We start from the raw sequence: 23,556 nt of genomic DNA on the forward strand, positions 1-23,556 counted from the left end.
CCGACAGCCCGATTGTCAGCCGGCCCTGCCGGCTGACGCCGTCGGCCGGTCCGTTCGAACATCCAGCAGCGGCAGCGTGCGGTTGACCAGTGGTCCGACCAGCATGGCGAAGGCCACGGTGCCTATCCCCATGCTCCCGCCCAGCAGCCAGCCGGCCGCCAGCACGGTGACTTCGACTCCGGTCCGGACAGCCCAGACAGGCCAGCCAAAGCGGGCGTGCGCGCCTGTCATCAGGCCATCCCGCGGACCCGGGCCCATCCTCGCGCCGATATACAGCCCCGTGGCTACGGCAAGCAGCACCAGCCCGCCGGAGAACATCGCTATCTGGCCCGCCGGCGCTGTCTGGGGCTCCAGCAGCGCCAGCCCCACTTCGGCGCTGGGCCCCACTGCCAGGGCATTGACCACCGTTCCAGCTCCCGGCCGCTGCCGCAGCGGGATCCACAGCAGCAGCACGCCCAGGCCGATCAGATTCGTCACGAGGCCGAAGGGGAGGCCGGACTGCAGGGAAGTTCCCTGGCTGAGCACATCCCACGGGGAAACCCCCATTCCGGCCCGGATCATCATGGCGATCGCAAAGCCGTAAAGGAATACACCCGCCAGCAACTGCACAACGCGGCGCAGGAAATTCCAAGACATGAGTGCCAGCCAACCACATCTGCGATCCGGAGGCATGATCCGCGGGGACGCGCAGCTAAACAAAGCGGCACACACAAAAGAGCCCGCGCGGACCTGCCGAGATGGCAGTCCGCGCGGGCTCTTTCCGACTGAAAGGCAGATTCAGTCCAGGGTGCTAGGTCCTAGCAGCCGTAGTAGAGCTCGAACTCGTACGGGTTCGGGCGCAGCAGCAGCGGCTTGATTTCGTTTTCGCGCTTGTATTCGATCCAGGTGTCAATCAGGTCCTGGGTGAAGACGCCGCCGGCCTGGAGGAACTCGTTGTCGTTCTCCAGTGCTTCCAGTGCCTCTTCCAGGGAACCCGGGGCCAGCTGGATGCCGCGGGCCTCCTCCGGGGGAAGCTCGTAGAGGTCCTTGTCGATCGGGTCGGCCGGCTCGATGCGGTTCTTGATGCCGTCCAGGCCTGCCATCAGCTGGGCCGAGAAGGCCAGGTACGGGTTCGAGGAGCCATCAGGAGCACGGAACTCGATGCGCTTGGCCTTCGGGTTCGAGCCCGTGATCGGGATACGGATACCGGCGGAGCGGTTGCCCTGCGAGTACACCATGTTCACCGGAGCCTCGAAGCCCTTGACCAGGCGGCGGTAGGAGTTCACCGTCGGGTTGGTGAACGCCAGCACTGCGGAGGCATGCTTCAGCAGGCCGCCAATGTACCAGCGGGCGACGTCGGACAGGCCGGCGTAACCCTTCTCGTCGTAGAACAGGGGAGTGGAGCCGTTCCAGAGCGACTGGTGGCAGTGCATACCCGAACCGTTGTCACCGAAGATCGGCTTCGGCATGAAGGTTGCGGACTTGCCCCAGGCATCGGAGGTGTTCTTGACGATGTACTTGAACTTCAGCAGATCATCGGCAGCGTGCGTCAGGGTGGTGAACTTGTAGTTGATCTCAGCCTGGCCGGCGCCGCCAACCTCATGGTGGGCGCGCTCAACCTCGAGGCCGGCATTGTCCAGCTCCACGCAGATGGCGTCGCGGAGGTCGGCCTGCTTGTCGACGGGAGAGACGGGGAAGTAGCCACCCTTGAACGGGGTCTTGTTGCCGAGGTTTCCGCCCTCTTCCTCACGGCCGCTGTTCCACGGTGCCTCAATGGAGTCGACCTTGTAGAAGCTGCCCTGCGGGGAGGACTCGTACTGCACGTTGTCGAAGATGAAGAACTCGGCCTCGGACGCGAAGTACGCGGTGTCCGCGATGCCGGTGGAGGAGAGGTACGCCTCGGCGCGCTCGGCAACGCCGCGCGGGTCGCGGTGGTACGGCTCGCCCGTGCGCGGGTTGACGATGGAGAAGTTCAGCGCCAGGGTCTTTTCAATGCGGAACGGATCCAGGAACGCGGTGGTCACGTCCGGGATCAGCTGCATATCGGATTCTGCGATGCCCTGGAAGCCGCGGATGGAAGAACCGTCGAAGAGCTGGCCGTTGACGAAGAAATCTGCATCGACGGATTTGGCCGGCACGTTGAAGTGCTGCTGCACCCCGGGAAGGTCGGTGAATCGGACGTCGACGAACTTTATATCTTCGTCAGCGATGAACTTGAGGACTTCGTCCGCAGTTTTGAACATCGGTTCTTTGCTCCTTTTACACAATTTGGGTGAATGACTCCGGACTGCCCCAGCCTGACCTGCCGCAGGTAGGAAATAGCTTCCCTGTCAACTGCTTAGAACTGTAGGGGGAGCAAATTTCTCAACCATGACGGCGGTGTTTCAGGCACGTTACGCAAACCGAAGTCTCTCCTCTACCCTAACGTGAACAACTGCACACGGGGCATTCACGGCACGGACGGGCGCAACACCGGGGCCGGGTAGTCTTAAACCGTGGTTGATAGAAGAAGCTTAGGCTCATGGCTGGAAGGCCCTCCCTCCGACGAAAACTCCTGGCCGGGCAAGCGCCTGGGGCGGCCCAAGACAGGGCCCGGCAGTATTGGCCGGGTAGGTCCGCGCCTGGGGGCGATCATCATTGACTGGGCCATCGCCTCCGTCATCGCCTACGCCTTTTTTGGCGGCTCTTCCACGGCCACGCTGGTCGTCTTCGCCGCCGAGCAGATTATCCTCGTGGCGCTGCTGGGCTACGGCATCGGACACCGCGTTTTCAGCCTGCAGGTCCAGAAGCTCGACGGGACCCCGGCCGGCCCGCTGGCCGCCCTCGTCCGTACCCTGCTGCTCTGCCTGGTGATTCCGGCAGTGGTTTTCGACGCCGATCAGCGCGGCGTGCACGACCGGGCCATGGGAACCGTCCTGGTCAAGGTTCAGCACAAGCGCTGACGTACCAGGGCCGGCCGCACGGCACCCGCCCAGCGTCGACGTCGTGCCCTTTGCTCCGGTCGAGTGTCGACGTCGTGCCCTTCCCCTCCGTCGACTGTCGGGCTGATGCCGTTTTCGCGCGCTTATTCGGACATGATCTCCACGATGGGGGACGGGGTCCGGCATGATCTCCACACTCGGCGGTTCAGACTCGGCCACGGTCGGGACAAAGCGAAAGGGCCCCTCCGAAGAGGGGCCCTTTGTTGTGCAACGTCTGGTGTGCGCCGCAACGCTCGCTGTGCTGCAGCGTCTGCCGGTCAGCTTTCTTCCGGGCTAGCGCCCGCGGGAAGCCTTACGGTCCGGGCGGGCCTTGTACGGGTCAATGCCCTTGGGGATCGGCAGGCGCGTACCGAGGGCGGTCAGCCGCTTGTTCACGGCCTGGACCTCCTGCTTGGTCAGGGCCTTGGGCAGCTTCTTGGCCTTCTTGGCCACCTGGGACAGCGGGGTCAGGTTCTCGCCGCGGCCGCTCTGGATGATGTGCACGGGAACGTTCGGCGCGATGCGGTTCATCTTGCGGCGTTCGCCGTCGGCCAGGGCCTTCGCACGGCCCGGGGCACCTTCGGTGACCAGGATGATGCCCGGGCGGCCGATGGCGCGGAACACGGCTTCCTGGCTGCGCGGGTTGATGGCAACCGGCTGCTCTTCCAGGATCCACCCGCGGCGCAGGATGCTTAGGGCAGCGCCGGAGGCACCGGGCTGGCCTTCAATCTGCGAAAAGGCCGCCCGCTCGGCGCGGCGGGAGAGGATGAACACGGCTGCCAGCAGGCCCAGCGGCACTGCGATGATCAGCAGGGTGATCCAGTTGTCGATCAGCAGCCCGATGATCAGCCCGACGGCGATGATGCCCAGGAAAGCTCCCAGCATCAGCCACACGACGTTGGGATCATTGCGCCGCGTCATCTTGAAGACGTCGGCGATCTGCTTCATGCGGCCCGGGCCTTTATTCTTCTTCTCCGCTTTGGGCTTGCGGGAGAAGAGACCGCGGCGGGCGCTCTTGGGGGCGTCTGAATCTGTGCTGTTGGCCATAGTGGTTCAATTCTACGTGATCTGGTGGCTCGTCCGGTGCGTGCCGGAAGGGCGTGGAGCGGGATGGGGGCGACGGCAGTGCACGGTTCGCGGCAGGCGTACACGTGCTCCCCGAACTCTCTGCCCGCGCAGCACCGGCGTGCGGTTCAGCGGCGGGCGAGGATGGAGGAGGCCTCCTGCAGTGTAGTGCCTGAATCCTCGATGTGCGCCAACTGTTCCGGCAGCGGCAGGCCCTTCCGGCGCATGGCGCCGGCCCACAGCCGCCCGGCCCGGTACGACGAGCGCACCAGCGGTCCGCTCATGACCCCAAGGAAGCCCATCTCGGTCGCCTCTTCGCTGAGTTCCACGAATTCCTGCGGCTTGACCCACCGGTCCACCGGGAGGTGCCGCTCGCTGGGGCGCAGGTACTGGGTGATCGTGATCAGGTCACAACCGGCGTCGTGCAGGTCCTGCAGGGCACCGGAGATCTCCTCGCGGGTTTCACCCATGCCCAGGATCAGGTTGGACTTGGTGACCATGCCCAGCTTCTGCCCCTGCGTCAGGACATCCAGGGAGCGTTCGTAGCGGAAGGCCGGGCGGATGCGCTTGAACAGGCGCGGCACGGTTTCCACGTTGTGGGCAAACACTTCGGGCCTGGCCTCGCAGATCGCCTCGATGTGCGCCGGCTTGCCGGAGAAATCGGGAATCAGGATTTCGACGCCGGTGCCCGGGTTCAGTTCGTGGATCTTGCGGATGGTTTCGGCGTAGAGCCAGACGCCCTCATCCTCGAGGTCGTCGCGGGCGACACCGGTGACCGTGGCGTAGCGCAGGTTCATCTTCTGCACCGAGCGCGCCACTTTGGTGGGTTCGAAGAGGTCGACGGCGGAGGGCTTGCCGGTGTCGATCTGGCAGAAGTCGCAGCGGCGCGTGCACGCCGAGCCGCCAATCAGGAACGTGGCTTCCTTGTCTTCCCAGCACTCGAAGATGTTGGGGCAGCCGGCCTCTTCGCAGACGGTGTGCAGGCCCTCTTTCTGAACCTGGTTCTTGAGCTGCACGTACTCGGGGCCGATGGCCACCTTGGCCCGGATCCACTCAGGCTTGCGCTCCACGGGTACTGCCACGTTGCGCTGCTCGATGCGCAGCAGCCGGCGGCCTTCGGGTGCAAGAGTCATAGGAGGGCTCCTTTCGACCGGCCGGCAGTGCCGGGGTCCGGTACGGCGGTGTCCGGGGCGTGAACGGATTGTTCGCGGACGAGTTGCTCCCGGCGTCGGAAGAGTTCTTCTTCCACACGGTCCGCCAGATCGGCGGGGGTGACAGTGCGGCCGGTTTCGGCCGTAATGGATGTGGTGCCGGCGTCGGCTATGCCGCAGGCAATGATCTGGTCGTACGGGGCGAGGTCGTTGCTGGCGTTGAGGGAGAAGCCGTGCAGGGTAACGCCGCGGTCTACGCGGATGCCGATGGCCGCGATCTTCCGGTCTGTGCCGCCGTCGCGCACCCATACCCCGGAACGACCGCCGACCCGCTCTCCGGAGATGCCGTAGTCCGCCAGCACGCTGATGAGCGCATCTTCGAGGGTTGCCACATAGCGGGCAACGCCGCTGGGATCGGGCAGCCGGAGAATCGGATAACCCACCAGCTGCCCCGGGCCGTGCCAGGTGAGCTTGCCGCCGCGGTCCACCGGAATCACCGGCGTGCCGTCAAAGGGGCGTTCATGTTCCTCGGTGCGCCTGCCCGCGGTGTACACCGCGGAATGCTCCAGCAGGAGCACGGTGCCGGGCGCCTCACCGGCCAGCACCCGCTCGTGCAGGGCGCGCTGGCGCTGCCAACCATCCAGATAGTCCACGTAGTGCGGGGCGAAACCGACGCGCCGGAACTCCAAAGCCATGGGCCCAGCCTAGACTGACTGGACCGAAGTTCCGACTGTGCGATGCCTCACATTCCCGAAAGGTCCCGGACAGGCTGTGGATAACCCCTGCAGGGCGGACCGATCGGGTCTAGAACAGAGGGCATGGACGTTTATAACGATGGTTCCGGCGCGGCCCGTCCGCCTGTAGTGGAGCAGGGGTTCCGCGTGGGCCGGCTGCTCGGTTCCGGCGCCAGGGCCAGGGTATGGCTGGCGGTCCGGGAGGACGACGGCGCCCGGTTTGCCCTGAAAATCCCCGTTACGGAACAGCCCGGCCGCACCAGCACCTTCGAAACCCGGCGCGAGCTGAACATCCTGTCCCGCTTTGAGCATGAGAACCTCCTGCAGCTGTATACGGTGCTGGACACCGACCAGGGTGCGGGGCTGCTGATGGAGTACGCTCCCGGACAGTCACTGGCCCGGTTGGCGGCGGCGCGCGGGCAGCTCGCGCCGGGGGAGGCCGTCACCGTCCTCGCGGGCATTGCCTCGGCGCTGGCGTACCTGGCGGACCAGGGGATGACGCACGGCGATATCTCGCCGGGGAACATCCTCTTCACTGCCCACGGCAAACCGCTGCTCGCGGATCTGGGCGTCCGCGGGCTGGCCGGACCTGCACAGGACGAAATCCCCTGGACCTCCGGGTTCCGGGACCCGGCAACCAGCGCGGGTCCGGGCGGCCCGGCGCGCAACCCGGAAGCCGATGTCTACTCCCTGGCAGCAGTGGGCTGGTTCATCCTGGCCGGCCACCTGCCGCCCGCCCCCGAGCACCGGCGGCCGTCGACGGCGCTGGCGGCAGGCATTCCACCGGCCCTGGCCGCGGCACTGGAAGCAGGGCTGGATCCTGAACCCCGGCGGCGCCCGGACGCCGCGGCCTTCGGTGAACTCGTGCTTACCGGCACGCCATTTGAACCGGTGGATCTGGCGCTTCCCTCGGCCGCACCTGCTGAGGAGGACATCCGGCCCAGCCGCTCCCGGGAACGTCCGCGCAGGGGCAGGCGGGCACACTACCCCCGGCACGGCCTGCCGTCGGAGCAGCGCGGGGCGGATCCGTTCACCGCTGTCCGCCCCCGCTGGCTCAACCCCGGCCCCACCCGTCGCGCCCTGGCAAGGGGAGTTCCCGGCCCACGGCGGTTGGGGCTGGCCGCCGCGGCCCTCTTGGTGAGCGCAACTCTGGGTTTGGGTGCTGTTGCCGTTGCTGCCCCCGGACTATTGGCTCCGCCGCCGGATGCCGTGACTGATGGTGTCGCGGCGGCAAAGGACGTTGCCGGGGCAGAGGAGGATCCCGGGGCAGGGAAGGCAGCAGACGCAGCGCAGCCGGCACCGGAGAGGCCCACCGGAACAGGGGAGGGCACCCTGTCCGGGGTGACCGGGCAGGAGCTCACGCGGATGCAGCGCTCGGATGATCCGGCCCAGGCGGTGCGGGCGCTCGCCGAACTGCGGGCCCGGGCCTTCCTGGCCGGGGACGCGGCGCAGCTGGAAGCGGTCAACGTTCCCGGTTCACCGGCCATGGCTGCCGACACCGCCGAACTCGCCACGCTCACCGGCGCCGGAACCGTACTGGACGGATTGGGCGTGGAGGTTCTTTCCGTGGGGCCTGCCGTGCCGGCGGAAGCGGCGGGCGGACACATCAGTGTTCCGGCAACGGTGTCCACCTCCGCCTACAGCGAGCGGGATCCCGGCGGCGGCAGCATCCGCACCGTCGCGGCGCTGCCGAAACAGGAAGTGGTACTCGTCCTGGCTCCCGGACCCCAGGGCTGGCGGATCCAGGACATACTGGCGCCGTCGTGACCTTTCCGGCCGCGTCCTGCCTGTCCTCGGGCATCGCGGCCCGGGCGAAAGATAGGATCGGGGGATGAGTTCTTCATATCTGCGTTTTCCCGATCTGCACGCCGACCTGGTCACCTTTGTGGCCGAAGACGATGTCTGGGTGGCTTCTCTTGACGGCGGCCGTGCGTGGCGGATCTCGTCCATGCAGCTGCCGGCGCGGAACCCCCGCTTCTCGCCCGACGGCGCCACAATTGCCTGGTCCGTCGTGCAGGGCAGCGCCCCCGAGGTCGTGGCCGCCGACACGGCCGGCGGAGACTTCCGCCAGCTGACGTACTGGGGGAACCAGGGCACCCGGGTCAAGGGGTTCAGTCCGAACGGAAACGTCATTGCCATCAGCCCCTTCGAGCACGAAGACTTCCGGCTCCGCTGGGCGTATGAGGTGCCGCTGGACGGTGCGGCTCCGGTGGCCCTTCCCTACGGCCCGGTGGACTCCGTGGCCTACGGGCCGGCAGTGGGCGATGAGCGCCCCGTCGTCGTTGGCTCCGTCATGACCCGCGAACCGGCCTGGTGGAAGCGTTACCGCGGCGGCACCGCCGGCAAGCTGTGGATCGACGCCGACGGCAACGGCGAATTCGAGCGCCTCGCCCCCGAGCTCGACGGAAACCTGACCGATCCGATGTGGATCGACGGCCGCGTGGTCTTCCTTTCCGACCACGAGGGCTACGGCAACCTCTACTCCGTGACTCCGCAGGGCACCGGGCTGCGCCGGCACACCGACTTTTCCGACTTCTACGTCCGCCACGCCTCCACCGACGGGCACCGGATCGTTTTCGAAGCCGCCGGCGAGCTGTGGCTGCTGCCCTCCCTGGACGACGACGCGCGGCGGCTGCCGATTACGCTCGGCTCCGCAGGCACCGGCCGCCGGCCCAGGCCGCTGGATCCTGCGGCGCACCTTGCCGCGGTCAAGCCGGACGCCGAGGGAACGGCTTCCGTTCTCGAAACCCACGGCACCCTGCATTGGCTGACCCACCGCGACGGACCCTCCCGCATCATTGAAGCCGATTCCGCTGTGCGGGCCAGGCTGGGCCGGCCGCTGGCCGGCGGCCGGGCCGTCTATGTCGCCGACGTCGGCGGCGAGGAAGCCCTCTACGTCCGCAACGTGTTCGCTGACCCTGCAGTCCCCGGCGCGGGGGATACACCCGCGGTCCGCAGGCCGGAGCCGGTTCCAAGCGCACCGGCCGACGACGACGCCGAAATTCCGCTGCCACGCCCCGTATCGGCAGCCACCGGCACGCCGGTGCAGGTTTCGGAGCCCGTGTCCGCCCCGGCAGCCGGACATGAGGCGGATGGTGCTGCAGCCGCCCCGGCTCCGGCTGCCACGGCGGCGGAGGCCGGGTCCGGGAGCGGCCAAACGGCAGCGGGCGAGTCAGCCGACGGCTCCACCCGCCGCATCAGCTTCGACAAGCCCACCCGGGTCGCCCAGATTACGGCCAGCCCGGACGGCTCCGCCGTAGCGGTGTCCACTGAATACGGCGAGGTCTACCTGCTGGATCCCGAGCAGGGAACCCTGAGGCGGGTCGCGGCCGCCGGCCACGGTGCCGTGGACCAGCTTGCCTTCTCCGCCGACTCCGCCTGGCTCGCCTGGTCCGAGCCGGTGACCGCCGAAGCTGCACGGTCCCGGATCCGGCTGCAGCACGTAACGGAGCCCGGCGCCGCCGCCATCGACGTCACCGACGGCCGCTTCCGCGACCACTCGCCGTCCTTCACGGTGGACGGGCGCTACCTGGCCTTCCTTTCCGAGCGCAGCTTCGATCCGGTCTACGACACGCACCGCTTCGACCTGAGCTTCCCCTCCTCGACCAAACCCTTCCTGGTAGCCCTGGCCGCTGACACACCGTCGCCGTTCGGGCCGTCGGTCCACGGGCTGCCGGTGCCCCGGGCCGAGCTGGTTCCGGTGAAATCCGACGACCCCGCCGAGGCAGCGCCCGCAGGGCCGGTCACGGAAGTTGATGCCGCCGGGATCCAGGACCGCATCATCGCGGTTCCGGTGCCGCAGGGGCGCTACGAAAAGCTCACTGCCGCCGACGGTTCCCTGCTGTGGCTGGCCTCCGACACGTACGGCGTGACCGGTGACGGCCGGGCTTCCACGTCCGAGCGTCCGCCGGCCAGCCGGCTGGAACGGTTCGACCTGGAGAAGAAGGACGTCTCCGTGCTCGTTCCGGCGCTGGAGGACTACGAGGTCAGCGGGGACGGCCGCAGGGTCGTCTACGTCCACGAACGCCAGGTGCATGCCGTGCCCTCCTCGGCACGGGCCGACGCGGATTCCCCGGACCACGTCAGCGTGGACCTTGGCCGCATCCGCGTGCAGCTTGAGCCGCTGAAGGTCTGGGGCCAGGAATTCGATGAAGCCTGGCGCCTGCAGCGCGACTTCTTCTGGGCCCCGGACATGGGCGGACTGGACTGGGGCGGCGTGCATGCCCGGTACCGCCCGCTGGTGGAGAACCTGGGTTCACATGATGACCTGGTGGATCTGCTCTGGGAAATGCACGGCGAGCTGGGCACCTCCCATGCCTACGTGGCACCGAAGCCGACGACGGAACCCGGAGCCGGTGCCCAGGGCTTCCTCGGCGCGGATCTGCGGCCGGGCCCGGGCGGCTGGGAAGTCGTGCGGATCCTCGCGGCGGAATCCTCCGACCCGCAGGCCGTCTCACCGCTGGCCGCCCCCGGCGCCGATGTGCACCCGGGGGACATCATCGCCGCCGTCGACGGCCGTCCGGTGCCTGCCGGGCAGGGGCCGGCGCCGCTGCTGGCCAATGCAGCCGGCCGGACCGTGGAACTGACCGTCATCAGCGGATCCGACGACGCCGCGCCCCGCCGGCGCCGCATCGCCGTGGTGCCCCTGCGCAGCGAGGAACGCCTGCGCTACCAGAACTGGGTCACCACGAACCGCAGCATCGTCCGGGAAGCCTCCAACGGCAGCTTCGGCTACCTGCATATCCCCGACATGGTGGCCAACGGCTGGTCGCAGCTGCACCGAGACCTGGACCAGGAATCCTCCCGCAATGCCCTGATCGTCGATGTGCGCCGCAACCGCGGCGGCCACACGTCCCAGCTGGTGGCCGAGCTGATCGGACGCAAGGTCAGCGCGTGGACGATGGCGCGCGGCGAGCAGCCCACCACCTACCCGGCGCACGCACCGCGCGGCCCGGTGGTCATCCTGACCGACGAATTCGCCGGATCCGACGGCGACATCATCACGCAGATCGCCAAGCTGCGCGGCATCGGCCCGGTCATCGGGATGCGCACCTGGGGCGGCGTCGTCGGCATCGACGGCCGGTTCAAACTGATGGATGGCACCGGCGTGAACCAGCCGCGCTACGGATTCTGGATGGCCGGCGGCATCGAGTGGTCGGTGGAGAACTACGGCGTGGACCCCGACATCGAGGTACCGTTCCCGCCGCACGCCTACGCCGCAGGCGAGGATCCCCAGCTGGAGCACGGCGTGGGCATCCTCAAGGAGATGCTCTCCGAGCTGCCCACCGACCAGCCGCCGGCACTGGCGGGCTATCCGTCGCTGGTGCCGGCCCCGCTGCCACCCCGCCCCCAGGCGGGCAGCACGGAAGGGCAGGCAGGCAGCCAGGGCGCTGCGCGCGGCGGTCTTCCGGGGCCGGTGGGGGCCGCAGGTTCCACCTCCGACCGTGAGGCCGGGCGCCACTAGTCCGGTCCGGTTTCTGACCAAAGCGGCCCCTGTTCCGAATGGAACAGGGGCCGCTCTGGCGTTCGAGGTCCTGTAGTCGAGGTGCCTAAACCCTAGGATTCGAGGGTGGCGTCCAAGGTGATGGTGATCCCGGCCAGGGCCTGCGAGACGGGGCAGCCGACCTTGGCGGCCTCGGCGATGTCGCTGAATTCCTCGGCAGTGAGCCCCGGTACCACGGCGGTGACCTTCAGACGGCTCTCGGTGATCCCGGTTCCGGGTACGAAGGTCACGTCCGCGGACGTTTCAATGCGCTCTGCGGTCTTGCCGGCATCGGCCAGGCCGTTGCTGAAGGCCATGGAGAAGCAGGCGGAGTGGGCTGCGGCAATGAGTTCTTCGGGGCTGGTCTTGCCGTTGGCCTCCTCGGCACGGGCCTTCCACGTGACGTCGTAGGTGCCAAGGCCCGAGCTGTCGAGGGTGACGTTGCCCTTGCCGTTGAAGAGGTCGCCGTTCCAAACGGTGTGGGCTGAGCGGACTGTAGCCATGGGGGGGCTCCTTAAAAGCAATGGGATGAAGGCCGGCAGGTGCCGGCGCTTCATCCCATCCTTTCAGAACGTTGTGCCTGCTACCACATGGTGGCCAGGGCGATGTTGAGCACCGTGAGGATGCCCACGCCGTTGGCCAGGCCCTTGCCCACGGGCTGGCCCTTCTTGTACTTGCGCTGGCCGATGAAGGCCATCACGGCAATGACCAGGGCCACCGTGAGCTTCACGGCGATCTTGATGTGGTTCAGGCTGGCGTCACCCATTTCGGCCAGCCCAACCAGCAGCAGACCGGTTACCAGCTGCAGCAGTGCAGCGTGGAACTGGCCGGGCATGACCGTGGGGTTCTTGATCTTGGCGAACCAGATACCGACGATGATTGCTGCGCCCAAGATGTGCAGGAAGACAAGAAAGCTCTGTAGGAAGTCCATTGACCCATCTTATCGACACCCCGTCAGCATTTTCTGTCCGACGACCTGTGGGGACGGTAACTTTTCTACAACATGTAGAGGGGGTGCGGGACCGGACAGCAAAAGGGCGCCTCCCCTTTGGGGAAGCGCCCTTTGCGGTGCTAAGCCGTCAGTCCGGGACTAGAGCCCCAGGTCCGAGGAGAAGTTGCCTTCTTCAAGCCGTGCCTTGAGCGTCTGCAGGAAGCGGCCTGCATCTGCACCGTCCACCAGGCGGTGGTCGTAGGACAGGGACAGGTACATCATCGAGCGGATGGCGATGGTGTCATTGCCTTCGGCGTCGGTCAGGACAACCGGACGCTTCACGATGGCACCGGTGCCCAGGATGGCTACCTGCGGCTGGTTGATGATCGGGGTGTCGAACAGGGCGCCAACGGAACCGATGTTGGTGATGGTGAAGGTTCCGCCGGAGAGCTCGTCCGGACCGATCTTGCCCTGCTTGGTGCGCGAGCCGACGTCGCCGATGCGCTTGGCCAGACCGGCAAGGTTCAGGTCGCCGGCATCGCTGATCACCGGAACCAGCAGGCCCTTTTCCGTATCCACGGCGATCGCGAGGTGCTCGGCGTCGTGGTACGTGATCTGCTGGGCATCCGAATCGTAGGATGCGTTCAGCTTCGGGTGCTGCTTCAGTGCCTCGGTGACGGCCTTGGCGATGAACGGCAGGAAGGTGAGCTTCGCGCCGTTCTGGGCGGCGAAGTCATTCTTGGCCGAGGCGCGCAGCTTGGCGATGCGCGTCATGTCCACTTCCTGGACCTGCGTCAGCTGGGCTGAAACCTGCAGCGACTCGACCATGCGGCGGGCGATCGTCTGGCGGATCCGCGGTGCCTTGACCGTGGTGCCGCGCAGCTTGGCGCTTTCTTCGCTGATCTTCGCCGGTGCGGTCTGGTCCGTGGAAGCGGCAGCCGGTGCGGAAGCAGCCGGCTTGGCCTCGGATGCCTTCTTGGCTTCGGCAGCCTCGAGGACATCCTGCTTGCGGATGCGGCCGGCGACGCCGGAGCCCTTGACGGTGGACAGGTCCACGCCGTGCTGGTTGGCGAGCTTGCGCACCAGCGGAGTGACGTAGGTGCCTTCGGAGTCGGAAGCCGCCGGGGCTTCCTGCTTCGGGGCTTCCTGCTTGGGAGCCGGCTCCGGCTTCTTCTCTTCCTGCTTCGGAGCGGGAGCCTCTTCCTTCTTCGGCTCTGCGGCGGGAGCTTCGCGCTCCTCGGCCGGAGCGGCCGCAACCGGCTCGGCTTCCTTCGGCTCGGCCTTGGCCGGAGCGGCAGCACCGGAACCAATGACGGCCAGGACGGCGCCAACCTCGGCGGTGTCGTCCTCGTTGACGCGGATTTCCAGCAGCTTGCCGGCAACGGGGGAGGGGATCTCGGTGTCTACCTTGTCGGTGGAAACCTCGAGCAGCGGCTCATCCATTTCGACGTCGTCGCCGACGGCCTTCAGCCAGCGGGTGACGGTGCCTTCGGTGACGGACTCGCCCAGGGCAGGCAGGGTCACTTCGGTGCCTTCAGTGGAGTCGGAGGACCCGGCTGCGGGGGCTTCCTCGGCTGCTTCCTCCTTGGCGGGAGCCTCCTGTGCGGGTGCTTCCTCGGCCGCGGGAGCTTCTTCAGCCGGGGCTTCTTCGGCGGGGGCAGCGTCGGCGGAGCCGGAGCCGTCGCCGATGCGCACCAGCGCCTCGCCAACTTCAGCGGTCTCGTCTTCGGCTACGAGGATTTCCTCGATGACGCCGGCAACCGGCGACGGGATTTCGGTGTCCACCTTGTCGGTGGAAACTTCCAGCAGCGGCTCGTCTACCTCGACGCGCTCTCCCACGGCCTTGAGCCAGCGGGTGACGGTACCTTCGGTGACGCTTTCACCAAGGGCGGGTAAGTTCACGGTTTCAGACATATTGTCCCCGTTTCTCCTTATTAGATCTGTTGACCAGCCGTACCGCTGGTGCTGGTGGTGTGAAGCCTAGTGCACCCGGTGGTCCGGCTGCCGGGTGCACTGGGCAGGTGGTACTTGGTCTAGCCGTGAAGCGGCTTGCCGGCGAGGGCCATGGCGGCCTCGCCGAGAGCTTCATTCTGCGTGGGGTGGGCGTGCAGCAGGCTCGCCAGGTCTTCCGGGTAGGCTTCCCAGTTCACGATCAGCTGAGCTTCGCCGATCTGCTCGCCGATGCGTCCGCCGATCATGTGGACGCCCACGATGGGGCCGTCCTTTTCGCGGACCATCTTGATCAGGCCGGAGGAGCCCAGGATGGAGGTCTTGCCGTTGCCGGCCAGGTTGTATTCCTGGACCTGGACATTTTCGTCGCCCAGCTTGGCCTTGGCAGCCTTCTCGGTCAGGCCCACGGAGGCGATTTCCGGCTCGCAGTAGGTGACCTTGGGGATGTTCACGTCTTCGACGATAACCGGGTTGAGGCCGGCAATCTCCTCGGCGACGAAGATGCCCTGCTGGAAGCCGCGGTGGGCCAGCTGCAGGCCGGGAACAATGTCGCCGACGGCGAAGACGTTGCCGACGCCGGTGTGCAGGCGCTCGTTGGTGATCACGAAACCGCGGTCCATGGTGAGGCCGGCCTCTTCGTAGCCCAGGTTGGCGGTGACCGGTCCGCGGCCGACGGCCACGAGCAGAAGGTCCGCTTCATAGGTCTTGCCGTCAGCCAGGGTGACGACCACGCCGTCGTCGTTCTGCTTGACGTTGTCGAAGAAGATGCCCGTGCTGAACTTGATGCCGCGCTTCTTGTAGGCGCGCTCAAGCTGCTTCACGATCGCTGCGTCTTCGTTCGGCACCAGCGAGGGAAGGCCCTCGATGATGGTGACGTCCACGCCGAAGGAATTCCAGACCGAGGCGAACTCGACGCCGATGACGCCGCCGCCCAGGATGATGGCGCTCTTCGGAACGGTGTCCATCTTCAGGGCCTGGTCCGAGGTGATGACCTTGCCGCCGATTTCCAGTCCCGGCAGTGAACGGGAGTAGGAGCCGGTGGCCAGGATGATGTTGGCGCCCGTGTAGGTGGTGCCGTTGACCTCGATGGTCTTTTCGCTGGTGAGCTTGCCTTCACCCTCGATGACAGTGATGCCCTTGGACTTGATCAGGCCCTGCAGTCCGCGGAACTTGCCGGCGATGATGTTGTCCTTGTAGGAGTTCACCGCCACCATGTCAATGGAGTCGAAGGTGGCGTTGATGCCGTACTTCGCTGCGGACTTGGCGTTTTCGGCGATTTCCGCCGAGTGCAGCAGCGCCTTGGTGGGGATGCAGCCGTTGTGCAGGCAGGTGCCGCCCAGCTTCCCCTTTTCAATGAGTCCTACTGAGAAACCCAGTTCCACGGAGCGAAGGGCAGCGGCGTAGCCGCCGCTTCCCCCTCCGAGGATCAGGATGTCGAATTCTTGCGCAGTTGCCTTTTCGGCCACTTGGACGCTCCCTCGCGTAATCGGTGACGCACATGGGCGCGTCGTTTTAGTGATTTGGGCGGTTGTGATCGTCTCTCACACTATCCCGCCGGCAGGGCTCCATCCACTCAATGAAGGTCCGCCGGCGGGAACTGTAAGGAGAAACACCAGCCACAACTGTCATTCCAGGTGCCCCCGGGCAGGGGGCGGTGCTATAGGTGCGCCCGTTATGCGGAGCGGGAAACCACGTCTTCGGCGTAGGCCACAAGCGTGCGGACTGCGACGCCGGTGCCTTCCTTGGGCGTGTAGCCGTACGGTGAGCCTTCGTTGAAGGCCGGACCGGCGATGTCCAGGTGCGCCCACGGGATCTTCACGCCGTCGACCTCGCCGACAAATTCCCGCAGGAACGTCGCGGCGGTCATCATGCCGCCAAACCGCTCGCCGTGGTTGGCGATATCCGCAACCTGAGAATCCAGGCTGGCACGGAGTTCTTCCGGAATCGGCATCGGCCAGAACAGCTCGCCGGCGCGGTCCGCGGCGGCCTTCACGGCGTCGCGCACTCCTTCTTCACCCATGACGGCTGAAACGCGGTTGCCCAGGGCGATCATCTGCGCGCCGGTCAGGGTGGCGACGTCAATCAGGACGTCCGGTGCCTCCTCGGAAGCCGCAACCAGGCCGTCGGCCATGACCAGGCGGCCTTCGGCGTCGGTGTTCAGCACCTCGACGGTACGGCCGCCGTATGTGGTCATGACATCGCCTGGACGCTGCGCGGTGCCCGAGGGCATGTTCTCCGCCAGGCACAGCCAGGCGGTGACCTTGACCGGCAGGCCCAGTTCGGCGATGGCGAGCAGGGCGTTCAGGACGACGGCGGCGCCGCCCATGTCGCACTTCATGGTCTGCATGCCGGCAGCGGGCTTCAGCGAGAGTCCGCCGGAATCGAAGGTGATGCCCTTGCCCACCAGGGCCAGCTTGGCCTTGGGGCGCTGCGGGGCGTATTCCAGCTTGACCATGCGCGGCGGCCGCGAGGAGCCCTTGCCGACGCCCATCAGGCCGCCGAAGCCGTCCCGCTCCAGCTTCTTCTCATCCATCACCGTGATCTTGACCTTGGCGCCAAGCGGCTTGGCCAGGTCCTTGGCAGCGGCGGCGAACGTCTCGGGGTAGAGGTGGCTCGGCGGCTGGTTGACCAGGGTGCGGGTCGCATTGACCGCGCGGCCCAGGATGCGGGCGCGCTCCAAAGCCGGCTTGAGTGCCTTCTCATCGGCGGCGGGCGTGACGATGATGATGCTGGCCACCGGGGACTTGACCGCTGTGCCCTTGGCAGTGCGGTGCTCGCTGTAGCTGTACGCGCCGAAGAGCGCACCCTCGGCAACGGCTGCGGCGTCGGACACGGTGGCGGCGGGCAGGGCCAGGGCAACCGATTCGGTGCCGGCCAGCTGGCGGATCGCTGAGCCCGCGGCACGGCGCAGGGCTTCGGAAGTGAGCGGAACGCCGGCGGCAACCTTGCCCACTCCGGCGAGCACCAGCATCTGGGCTTCCAGCTCGGGCAGGCCGGGCAGGCGGTGAACCTCGTCGGCGGCACCGGTGACCCCGAGCAGCGGCAGTGAGGCAGCCAGTGCTGAGGCAGCCTTGGGGCTGAGCGGGCTCTCAATCAAAACGGGGCCGCCGGGAGTCTGGCCGATCCCCACCACCAATGCCTGGGCCGGTACTTTCTGTACGTCCCTGGAAATCACCGACAGGTTTGGCTCGTTCGTTCTGATCACGAAGTTTCATCCTTAGCGTTTTGCGCGAATTGTGGTGAGCGCCGCGGTCTAACGTTTCCCGACATGCATGCGCCGGGAGCGGCTCCTCGTACCGATCGTAGTCTCTTGCCCGCACCGCGTCCGTTCGTGAAGCGTTACCGTGCGCCATCGGGGGAGACGGGAATGAAACGCGGGGGCGGCGGCGTTTAGGGTTGAGTACACAGCGCGTCCTGCGCCGTACCTGCCGGCGGCCGAGGTTTCTCCCGCCGCGGCAGAGGAAATCCAGAGCCCGGGGGACCGAAGCGCATGGAAGCACAGAAGGGGAAGACATGCTTGATCCGCTGACCCTGTTCAACCTGAATCCCGAGGTGGCCGACGACGAGGCCCTGCACGGATTGCAGCTTCTGGTGGGCTTCACCGGGTTCGCCGAAGCCGGCCACGTGGTGTCGCAGATCCGGGACGAACTGCTGGAGACCCTGGAACACGACGTGGTGGCGACGTTCGACGCCGACCAGCTCATTGACTACCGGGCACGCCGGCCGCAGATCTTCTTCCAGGAAGACCATCTGGAGGACTACGAGCCGCCGCTGCTGAACCTGTACCGGATGTATGACGGGCTGGGGGAGCCGTTCCTGTTCCTGACCGGTTTTGAACCCGATGTGCAGTGGGAACGCTTCGCGGCCGCCGTCGTGCACCTGGCCAAAACCTTTGACGTGCAGTTGGTGAGCTGGATCCACTCCATTCCCATGCCCGTACCGCACACCCGGCCGGTGGGCGTCACCGTGCACGGCAACCGCCCGGACTTGATGACAGGCATCAGCGCCTGGCGGCCCACCGCCCAGATCCAGGCGGCCGTGGGTCATATCCTGGAACTGCGGCTCACGCAGGCGGGGATCGATGTCCTTGGCCATGCCATGCACGTGCCGCACTATCTGGCCGAGGCCGAGTTCCCACCCGCCGCCGTCGCCGGCCTGGAGTACCTGGGTGCAGCTGCTTCGCTGATGCTGCCCACGGACCGGCTCCGCGAGGCCGGCCGCGACGTCGAACGCCAGATCGCCGAACAGGTGGAGGCCTCAGCCGACGTCAAGGGTGTGGTGGCCACACTCGAGAAGCGCTACGACGAATACACCGACAGCACAGTGCGCCGTTCCCTGCTCGTGAAGGACAACGACGAACTTGCCGACGCCGAGGAACTCGGTGCCGCCGTCGAGGCCTACCTGGCCAGCCCGCAGGCGGAAGAGGAGTCGGAAGCGCTGCGGCCCGAAACACACGAGGCAACGGAGGAAACGGAAACCGGTGGGACAACGGACGGGCACGCCGACCAGCAGTTCGGAACGACGCCGCGGGATCAGTCGCCGCGCGACTCCTAATCCCGGGGTGGCTGCGTGAACGGCAGGCGCGCCTGGCTGGTGTGGGGCGTCAGCGTCCTGGCCTATCTGGCAGCGGTCACGCAGCGGACCACGTTCGGCGTTGCGGGGCTCGAAGCGACCGCCCGTTTTGACGCGACCGCGTCCATCCTGTCGGTCTTCACCGTGGTGCAGCTGCTGGTCTACGCCGGGCTGCAGATCCCGGTGGGCGTCCTGGTGGACCGGTTTGGTCCGCGCCTGCTGATTGCCGGCGGCGCCGGGCTGATGATGGCCGGGCAGCTGCAGCTGGCCACGGCGGATTCGGTGGCCGGCGGCATCCTGGGTCGGTCCCTGGTCGGGGCCGGCGATGCCTTGACCTTCATCAGCGTATTGCGGCTGCTGCCGGCCTGGTTCACCGGCCGGCAGATCCCGATCCTGACCCAGTGGACCGGGATCGTGGGGCAGCTGGGCCAGATTGCCAGCGCCATTCCCTTTGCCTTTGTCCTGCACCGGTTCGGCTGGAGCCCGGCCTTTGTGTCGGCGGCTTCACTGTCGGTCCTTGCCCTGGTGCTGACTCTTCTCTTGGTCCGGAACCGGCCGCCCGGGACCGCAGGCCCGCAGGTGCTGCCGCTGCGGCAGACCGCCACCTCCCTTGCGCAGGCCTGGCGCCAGCCCGGCACCCGCCTGGGCATGTGGACGCACTTCACCATCCAGTTCCCCGGCACGGTGTTCGTGATGATGTGGGGCTTCCCGTACCTGGTCAGCGCCGAAGGGGTGGATTCCTCGTGGGCCTCGGCCCTGATGACGCTCTTTGTGGTGGTGGCCGTGATCTGCGGTCCCTGGCTGGGCTCCTGGGTGGGACGGCATCCGCTGCGCCGTTCCACGATGGTGCTGCTGATCGCCGGGGCGATGGCCTGCGCCTGGCTGGCCGTGCTGCTCTATCCGGGCCCGGCACCGCTGTGGCTCCTGGCACTGCTGGTGGCCGTCCTGGCGATCGGCGGTCCGGGGTCGATGATCGGCTTTGATTTTGCGCGCACCTACAATCCCGGGAACCGGCTGGGCACCGCCACCGGCATCGTGAACATCGGGGGATTCATTGCCTCGCTGGTATCCATGTACCTGATCGGTGTGGTGCTGGATGTGCTCAATGCCGCCGGCTTCTCCGGAGGGGACCTGTACGCCCTGGATTCCTTCCGCATCGCCCTCGCCGTCCAGTTTGTGGTGATGGGATTCGGTGTCGCCGGGATCCTATCGACGCGGGCCAAGGTCCGGGCGCGGATGGCCGACGACGGCGTTCGGCTGCCGCCGCTGCGGCAGGCCCTGGCCCGGGAGCGGTTGCGCAAACAGGCCGCACGCAGGGGCACGGAACAGTCCTCCCCGGGCAACGAAACCGGGTAACGCTCCGGGCACCGGCCCTCCACCGCCGGCGGGTTCCTTTGGTGCTGATGCGCGTTGTGCACAGCCGGTGGCGCAGTGCTGGCTGCCGGCGCCGCACCGGGCCAGGCTCGGGGCATGACGAACATCCCCAGTGCCCGCGAATCCCAGCAGGAGCCCTTCCGTGTAAGCGGTCCGGCCGACATCCTGGCGTTCATTCCCCACAGTCTCGGTTTCGCTCCGCAGGAATCGCTGGTCCTGATGACCATGAACACCGCGCGGCTCGGTGCCACGCTGCGCCTTGACCTGCCCGCTGCGGCTCTGGACTACCGCGGGTACGCCGCCAGGGTGGCCGGACTCCTGCGCTCCGACGAGAGCGCGGACGGTGTCCTCATGGCTGTGTACACGGACCGTGCATGGAAGCGGGCGGACAGCCCGCCGTACCTGCGGCTTGTCACCGCGCTGGGGGAGTGCCTTGCCGATGCGGGGCTGCCCATCCGTGATGGATGGCTGGTGTCGGCAGCCACCTGGCGCGACTACTTTTGCAGCGACAACGCCTGCTGCCCCTGGCCCGGCCACCCGCTGGGGCAGATTTCAGACAGCTCCCTGAGCGCTGAAATGGTGTTCCGCGGCAGCGCCTACGCCCGAACCCTCGATGAAGCCGTTGGCCAGGACCAGCCGGCGCCGTGGGAACACGGCCGGGAAACAGCCGCCCATGCCCGGGCCTTTGCCCGCCGGATCAGCGGCCACTGGTGCCGGTATCCGCAGTTCTCCGGCACCCTTGCGGTCTGGGACCGGTTCTTCACAGAAGCCGCGGCACCTGCCGGTGCTCCCGGGGAGCGGCCGCGGGGCTGCGCACAGCTTCGCGCCGACCCGGAGGCAGCCGGTTTCCTGCTGGCAAGCCTGCGGGCCCGGCCGGTGCGGGACACGCTGTTGGTGATGGCGGCACTGGGACGCAGCCGGGCCGTTGCCGGCGCTGCTGCCTGCGGGCTGCTGGCGGCCGATACCCGCCGTCCCGTCCTGCCTTCAGCTCACGCCGTCCAGGCCGACTCCCTGGATCCGGACTCACTGGACCCGCTGGAACCGGACCGGAAAGCCGGGGCGGATTTCCGGTCCGTCCTGGTAGGGCAGTATGGCCAGGCTCCGGATTGGCGCGGTTTGGACGCCGCATCCCTGGTCTTCGCTGAGCTCCTTGCGGCCCACGCAGATCCGGAGAGCGGGGACGAGGACGGTGAGGCAGCCGCTGCCCTGCTCAGCCTCCTGGCCTGGGCGGAGTGGGCGCGGGGGCGCGGATCGCGTGCACAGATCTATCTGGCCCGGTGCCTGGACTCCCATCCCGGCTACCGCCTGGCGGAGCTGTTACAGGAACTGCTGGCCACCGGGATGTTCCCGGCCTGGGCGCAGAACCCGGCCACGGCATGGAAGGGAGCCGCCGGAGAACGTGCCAGCCGTGGCCCGGAATAGCCCGGTGCAGGCGCGGCCACCACGAGGCCCGGCAAGGAACGGGTCCGGACGGGCTGCCGGCGGCACAACTCGCTGCACAACGCGGCGCACAACTCGACGCACAGCGCGCCGCTCCGGGACCTGCCCGGGACGCCCGGCCGATGCCGCCGCGGTTGATGGCACCGACGGGAAATCGTGAGACAATGGGAACCGAGACCCGGTCGGGTTCGTGTATCAAGTATCGCTTCTTGGACCTTTTGCTGTTGCAGAGGGAACAGAAACCGAAGTGTGAGTGTTCCCTCAGGAGCAACCATTATCGGGATCGCTTGAAATCAAGCACGGACTTGACAGGGTCATAGTGGTGTTGCCCCCAATGGCGATTCCACAGCCCGCCGTATGAAAGGTTTTCTGTGTCGCCGAGAAAGACAACTGCAGTCGAAGAGACTGACACTGCAAGCAAGCGCACTGCCGTGGACGAAGCGTCGGCCGCTCCGGCTCCGATGGAAGCTGCTGCCGGCGAGAAGACTGCTGTGAAGACGGTCCGCAAGGCCGCGGCACGGAAGCCCGCCGCTGCTAAGGCTGGCACCGCTGCAGCCCGCAAGCCCGCCGCCAAGTCGGCCAAGGCCGCCAAGGCAGCAGCTGCAGCGGAGGAGGAAGAGTCCCGGCGTGCCGCCGAGCCCGCTGAGCCGGAGCTCGACGAAGCCGCAGCGCCCGAGGCAGTACCCACAGGTTCCGGGTTTGTGTACTCCGACGCCGACGACGATGACGCCCCTGCCCAGCAGGTCGTCTCCGCAGGCGCCACGGCCGACCCGGTCAAGGACTACCTGAAGCAGATCGGCAAGGTTGCCCTGCTGAATGCAGAGCAGGAAGTTGACCTGGCCCTGCGCATCGAAGCCGGTCTGTTTGCCGACGAGAAGCTCGCAGCGGATCCGGACATGGACCCCAAGCTCAAGCGCGAGCTTGAATTTATCGTCCACGACGGCAAGCGCGCCAAGAACCACCTCCTGGAGGCCAACCTCCGCCTGGTGGTCTCCCTGGCCAAGCGCTACACCGGCCGCGGCATGCTGTTCCTGGACCTTATCCAGGAAGGCAACCTGGGCCTGATCCGTGCAGTCGAGAAGTTCGACTACACCAAGGGCTTCAAGTTCTCCACGTATGCCACTTGGTGGATCCGCCAGGCCATCACCCGCGCCATGGCTGACCAGGCCCGCACCATCCGTATACCGGTGCACATGGTCGAGGTCATCAACAAGCTGGCCCGCGTCCAGCGCCAGATGCTCCAGGACCTGGGCCGCGAGCCCGCTCCGGAAGAGCTGGCCCTGGAATTGGACATGACTCCTGAAAAGGTTGTTGAAGTCCAGAAGTACGGCCGGGAACCCATCTCGCTGCACACGCCCCTGGGCGAGGACGGCGACTCCGAGTTCGGTGACCTCATCGAGGACTCCGAAGCCGTTGTCCCTGCCGATGCGGTGAGCTTCACCCTGCTGCAGGAACAGCTGCACTCGGTGCTGGATACCCTCTCCGAGCGTGAAGCCGGTGTTGTGGCCATGCGCTTCGGCCTGACGGACGGCCAGCCTAAGACACTGGATGAGATCGGAAAGGTTTACGGGGTCACCCGCGAACGTATCCGCCAGATCGAGTCCAAGACCATGTCCAAGCTGCGTCACCCGTCTCGTTCCCAGGTGCTGCGCGACTACTTGGACTAATCCCTGCCGGTGCCCCGCACCTGCATTGAGTCCTGTGGGATGATGCCTCCGCTCCGCTTCGGCGGGGCGGAGGCATCCTGCGTTAACGGTCCCGCCGGCCGGGTCCCGCCGGCCGGGTCCCGCCGGCCGGGTCCCGCCGGCCGGGTCCCGCCGGTTGGGGTGCGGCACAGGTACCTGGCGGCGAAACCCAACCGGACATGAAAAGGATCCCTCCCGCATGGCGGAAGGGATCCTTTCAAGCTGTATGCGGT

The 23,556-nt window shown here is 67.1% G+C and carries 17 protein-coding genes; 7 read left to right on the top strand and 10 right to left on the bottom strand.

The window, feature by feature from the left end:
* Positions 1–15: 15 nt before the first annotated feature.
* Both yczE and glnA read right to left on the bottom strand, forming a co-directional pair.
* Positions 16–636: a membrane protein YczE gene (yczE, locus tag KKR91_RS06695; protein WP_210230922.1), complete on the bottom strand. Its 621-nt coding sequence runs from the start codon at positions 634–636 to the stop codon at positions 16–18.
* 161 nt (positions 637–797) lie between these two features.
* Positions 798–2,222, bottom strand: coding sequence for a type I glutamate--ammonia ligase (glnA, locus tag KKR91_RS06700; RefSeq protein WP_210230923.1), 1,425 nt, complete (start codon positions 2,220–2,222; stop codon positions 798–800).
* A gap of 252 nt (positions 2,223–2,474) precedes the next feature.
* Between glnA and KKR91_RS06705 the strand changes: the two genes are divergently transcribed.
* Complete coding sequence (locus KKR91_RS06705) at positions 2,475–2,921, top strand: RDD family protein (protein ID WP_210230924.1); 447 nt, start codon at positions 2,475–2,477, stop codon at positions 2,919–2,921.
* Positions 2,922–3,233: 312 nt separating this feature from the next.
* Here KKR91_RS06705 and KKR91_RS06710 read toward each other — a convergent pair whose 3' ends face one another.
* From KKR91_RS06710 to lipB, 3 genes are all read right to left on the bottom strand, one after another.
* A complete protein-coding gene (locus tag KKR91_RS06710) occupies positions 3,234–3,986 on the bottom strand; it encodes a DUF4191 domain-containing protein (RefSeq protein WP_210230925.1) in 753 nt (250 codons plus the stop codon).
* 146 nt (positions 3,987–4,132) lie between these two features.
* Positions 4,133–5,137: a lipoyl synthase gene (lipA, locus tag KKR91_RS06715; protein ID WP_210230926.1), complete on the bottom strand. Its 1,005-nt coding sequence runs from the start codon at positions 5,135–5,137 to the stop codon at positions 4,133–4,135.
* A complete protein-coding gene (gene lipB / locus KKR91_RS06720) occupies positions 5,134–5,850 on the bottom strand; it encodes a lipoyl(octanoyl) transferase LipB (RefSeq protein WP_210230927.1) in 717 nt (238 codons plus the stop codon). Before lipB ends, lipA begins: the two co-directional genes overlap by 4 nt.
* A gap of 123 nt (positions 5,851–5,973) precedes the next feature.
* Between lipB and KKR91_RS06725 the strand changes: the two genes are divergently transcribed.
* Both KKR91_RS06725 and KKR91_RS06730 read left to right on the top strand, forming a co-directional pair.
* Positions 5,974–7,656 (top strand): serine/threonine protein kinase, encoded by a 1,683-nt coding sequence (locus KKR91_RS06725; protein WP_210230928.1) that lies wholly within the window; start codon positions 5,974–5,976, stop codon positions 7,654–7,656.
* Positions 7,657–7,720: 64 nt separating this feature from the next.
* Positions 7,721–11,353, top strand: a complete 3,633-nt coding sequence (locus KKR91_RS06730) for a S41 family peptidase (RefSeq protein ID WP_210230929.1) — start codon at positions 7,721–7,723, stop codon at positions 11,351–11,353.
* Between the two features lie 92 nt (positions 11,354–11,445).
* On the opposite strand, the gene KKR91_RS06735 is transcribed toward KKR91_RS06730, so the two are convergent.
* From KKR91_RS06735 to KKR91_RS06755, 5 genes are all read right to left on the bottom strand, one after another.
* Positions 11,446–11,874, bottom strand: coding sequence for an OsmC family protein (locus tag KKR91_RS06735; RefSeq protein WP_210230930.1), 429 nt, complete (start codon positions 11,872–11,874; stop codon positions 11,446–11,448).
* A gap of 80 nt (positions 11,875–11,954) precedes the next feature.
* Positions 11,955–12,302 carry a hypothetical protein gene (locus tag KKR91_RS06740; RefSeq protein ID WP_210230931.1) on the bottom strand — a complete coding sequence of 116 codons (348 nt, stop codon included), beginning with the start codon at positions 12,300–12,302 and terminating at the stop codon, positions 11,955–11,957.
* A 159-nt stretch (positions 12,303–12,461) separates the two neighbouring features.
* Positions 12,462–14,216, bottom strand: coding sequence for a 2-oxoglutarate dehydrogenase, E2 component, dihydrolipoamide succinyltransferase (sucB, locus tag KKR91_RS06745; RefSeq protein ID WP_210230932.1), 1,755 nt, complete (start codon positions 14,214–14,216; stop codon positions 12,462–12,464).
* A gap of 119 nt (positions 14,217–14,335) precedes the next feature.
* Positions 14,336–15,718: a dihydrolipoyl dehydrogenase gene (gene lpdA, locus KKR91_RS06750; protein WP_210230933.1), complete on the bottom strand. Its 1,383-nt coding sequence runs from the start codon at positions 15,716–15,718 to the stop codon at positions 14,336–14,338.
* Positions 15,719–15,924: 206 nt separating this feature from the next.
* Positions 15,925–17,457: a leucyl aminopeptidase gene (locus tag KKR91_RS06755; protein WP_210230934.1), complete on the bottom strand. Its 1,533-nt coding sequence runs from the start codon at positions 17,455–17,457 to the stop codon at positions 15,925–15,927.
* 308 nt (positions 17,458–17,765) lie between these two features.
* Here KKR91_RS06755 and KKR91_RS06760 point away from each other — a divergent pair, with 308 nt between their 5' ends.
* The 4 genes from KKR91_RS06760 to KKR91_RS06775 all read left to right on the top strand — a co-directional run bounded on the left by KKR91_RS06760 (position 17,766) and on the right by KKR91_RS06775 (position 23,305).
* Positions 17,766–18,806, top strand: coding sequence for a proteasome assembly chaperone family protein (locus KKR91_RS06760; protein WP_210230935.1), 1,041 nt, complete (start codon positions 17,766–17,768; stop codon positions 18,804–18,806).
* A 15-nt stretch (positions 18,807–18,821) separates the two neighbouring features.
* Complete coding sequence (locus KKR91_RS06765; RefSeq protein ID WP_210230936.1) at positions 18,822–20,180, top strand: MFS transporter; 1,359 nt, start codon at positions 18,822–18,824, stop codon at positions 20,178–20,180.
* Positions 20,181–20,294: 114 nt separating this feature from the next.
* On the top strand, positions 20,295–21,620 hold the full coding sequence (locus tag KKR91_RS06770) for a DUF4192 domain-containing protein (protein ID WP_210230937.1): 1,326 nt from the start codon (positions 20,295–20,297) through the stop codon (positions 21,618–21,620).
* A 389-nt stretch (positions 21,621–22,009) separates the two neighbouring features.
* On the top strand, positions 22,010–23,305 hold the full coding sequence (locus KKR91_RS06775) for an RNA polymerase sigma factor (protein ID WP_210230938.1): 1,296 nt from the start codon (positions 22,010–22,012) through the stop codon (positions 23,303–23,305).
* The last annotated feature ends 251 nt before the right edge of the window (positions 23,306–23,556 follow it).

The sequence above is a fragment of the Arthrobacter jiangjiafuii genome (genome assembly GCF_018622995.1).
Classification (GTDB): Bacteria; Actinomycetota; Actinomycetes; order Actinomycetales; family Micrococcaceae; genus Arthrobacter_B; species Arthrobacter_B jiangjiafuii.

What these genes read in the sequence shown, in the direction of transcription:
- yczE (WP_210230922.1), bottom strand. Translation starts at nt 636, where the DNA reads ATGTCTTGGAATTTCCTGCGCCGCGTTGTGCAGTTGCTGGCGGGTGTA.
- glnA (WP_210230923.1), bottom strand. Translation starts at nt 2,222, where the DNA reads ATGTTCAAAACTGCGGACGAAGTCCTCAAGTTCATCGCTGACGAAGAT.
- KKR91_RS06710 (WP_210230925.1), bottom strand. Translation starts at nt 3,986, where the DNA reads ATGGCCAACAGCACAGATTCAGACGCCCCCAAGAGCGCCCGCCGCGGT.
- lipA (WP_210230926.1), bottom strand. Translation starts at nt 5,137, where the DNA reads ATGACTCTTGCACCCGAAGGCCGCCGGCTGCTGCGCATCGAGCAGCGC.
- lipB (WP_210230927.1), bottom strand. Translation starts at nt 5,850, where the DNA reads ATGGCTTTGGAGTTCCGGCGCGTCGGTTTCGCCCCGCACTACGTGGAC.
- KKR91_RS06725 (WP_210230928.1), top strand. Translation starts at nt 5,974, where the DNA reads ATGGACGTTTATAACGATGGTTCCGGCGCGGCCCGTCCGCCTGTAGTG.
- KKR91_RS06730 (WP_210230929.1), top strand. Translation starts at nt 7,721, where the DNA reads ATGAGTTCTTCATATCTGCGTTTTCCCGATCTGCACGCCGACCTGGTC.
- KKR91_RS06735 (WP_210230930.1), bottom strand. Translation starts at nt 11,874, where the DNA reads ATGGCTACAGTCCGCTCAGCCCACACCGTTTGGAACGGCGACCTCTTC.
- KKR91_RS06740 (WP_210230931.1), bottom strand. Translation starts at nt 12,302, where the DNA reads ATGGACTTCCTACAGAGCTTTCTTGTCTTCCTGCACATCTTGGGCGCA.
- sucB (WP_210230932.1), bottom strand. Translation starts at nt 14,216, where the DNA reads ATGTCTGAAACCGTGAACTTACCCGCCCTTGGTGAAAGCGTCACCGAA.
- KKR91_RS06760 (WP_210230935.1), top strand. Translation starts at nt 17,766, where the DNA reads ATGCTTGATCCGCTGACCCTGTTCAACCTGAATCCCGAGGTGGCCGAC.
- KKR91_RS06770 (WP_210230937.1), top strand. Translation starts at nt 20,295, where the DNA reads ATGACGAACATCCCCAGTGCCCGCGAATCCCAGCAGGAGCCCTTCCGT.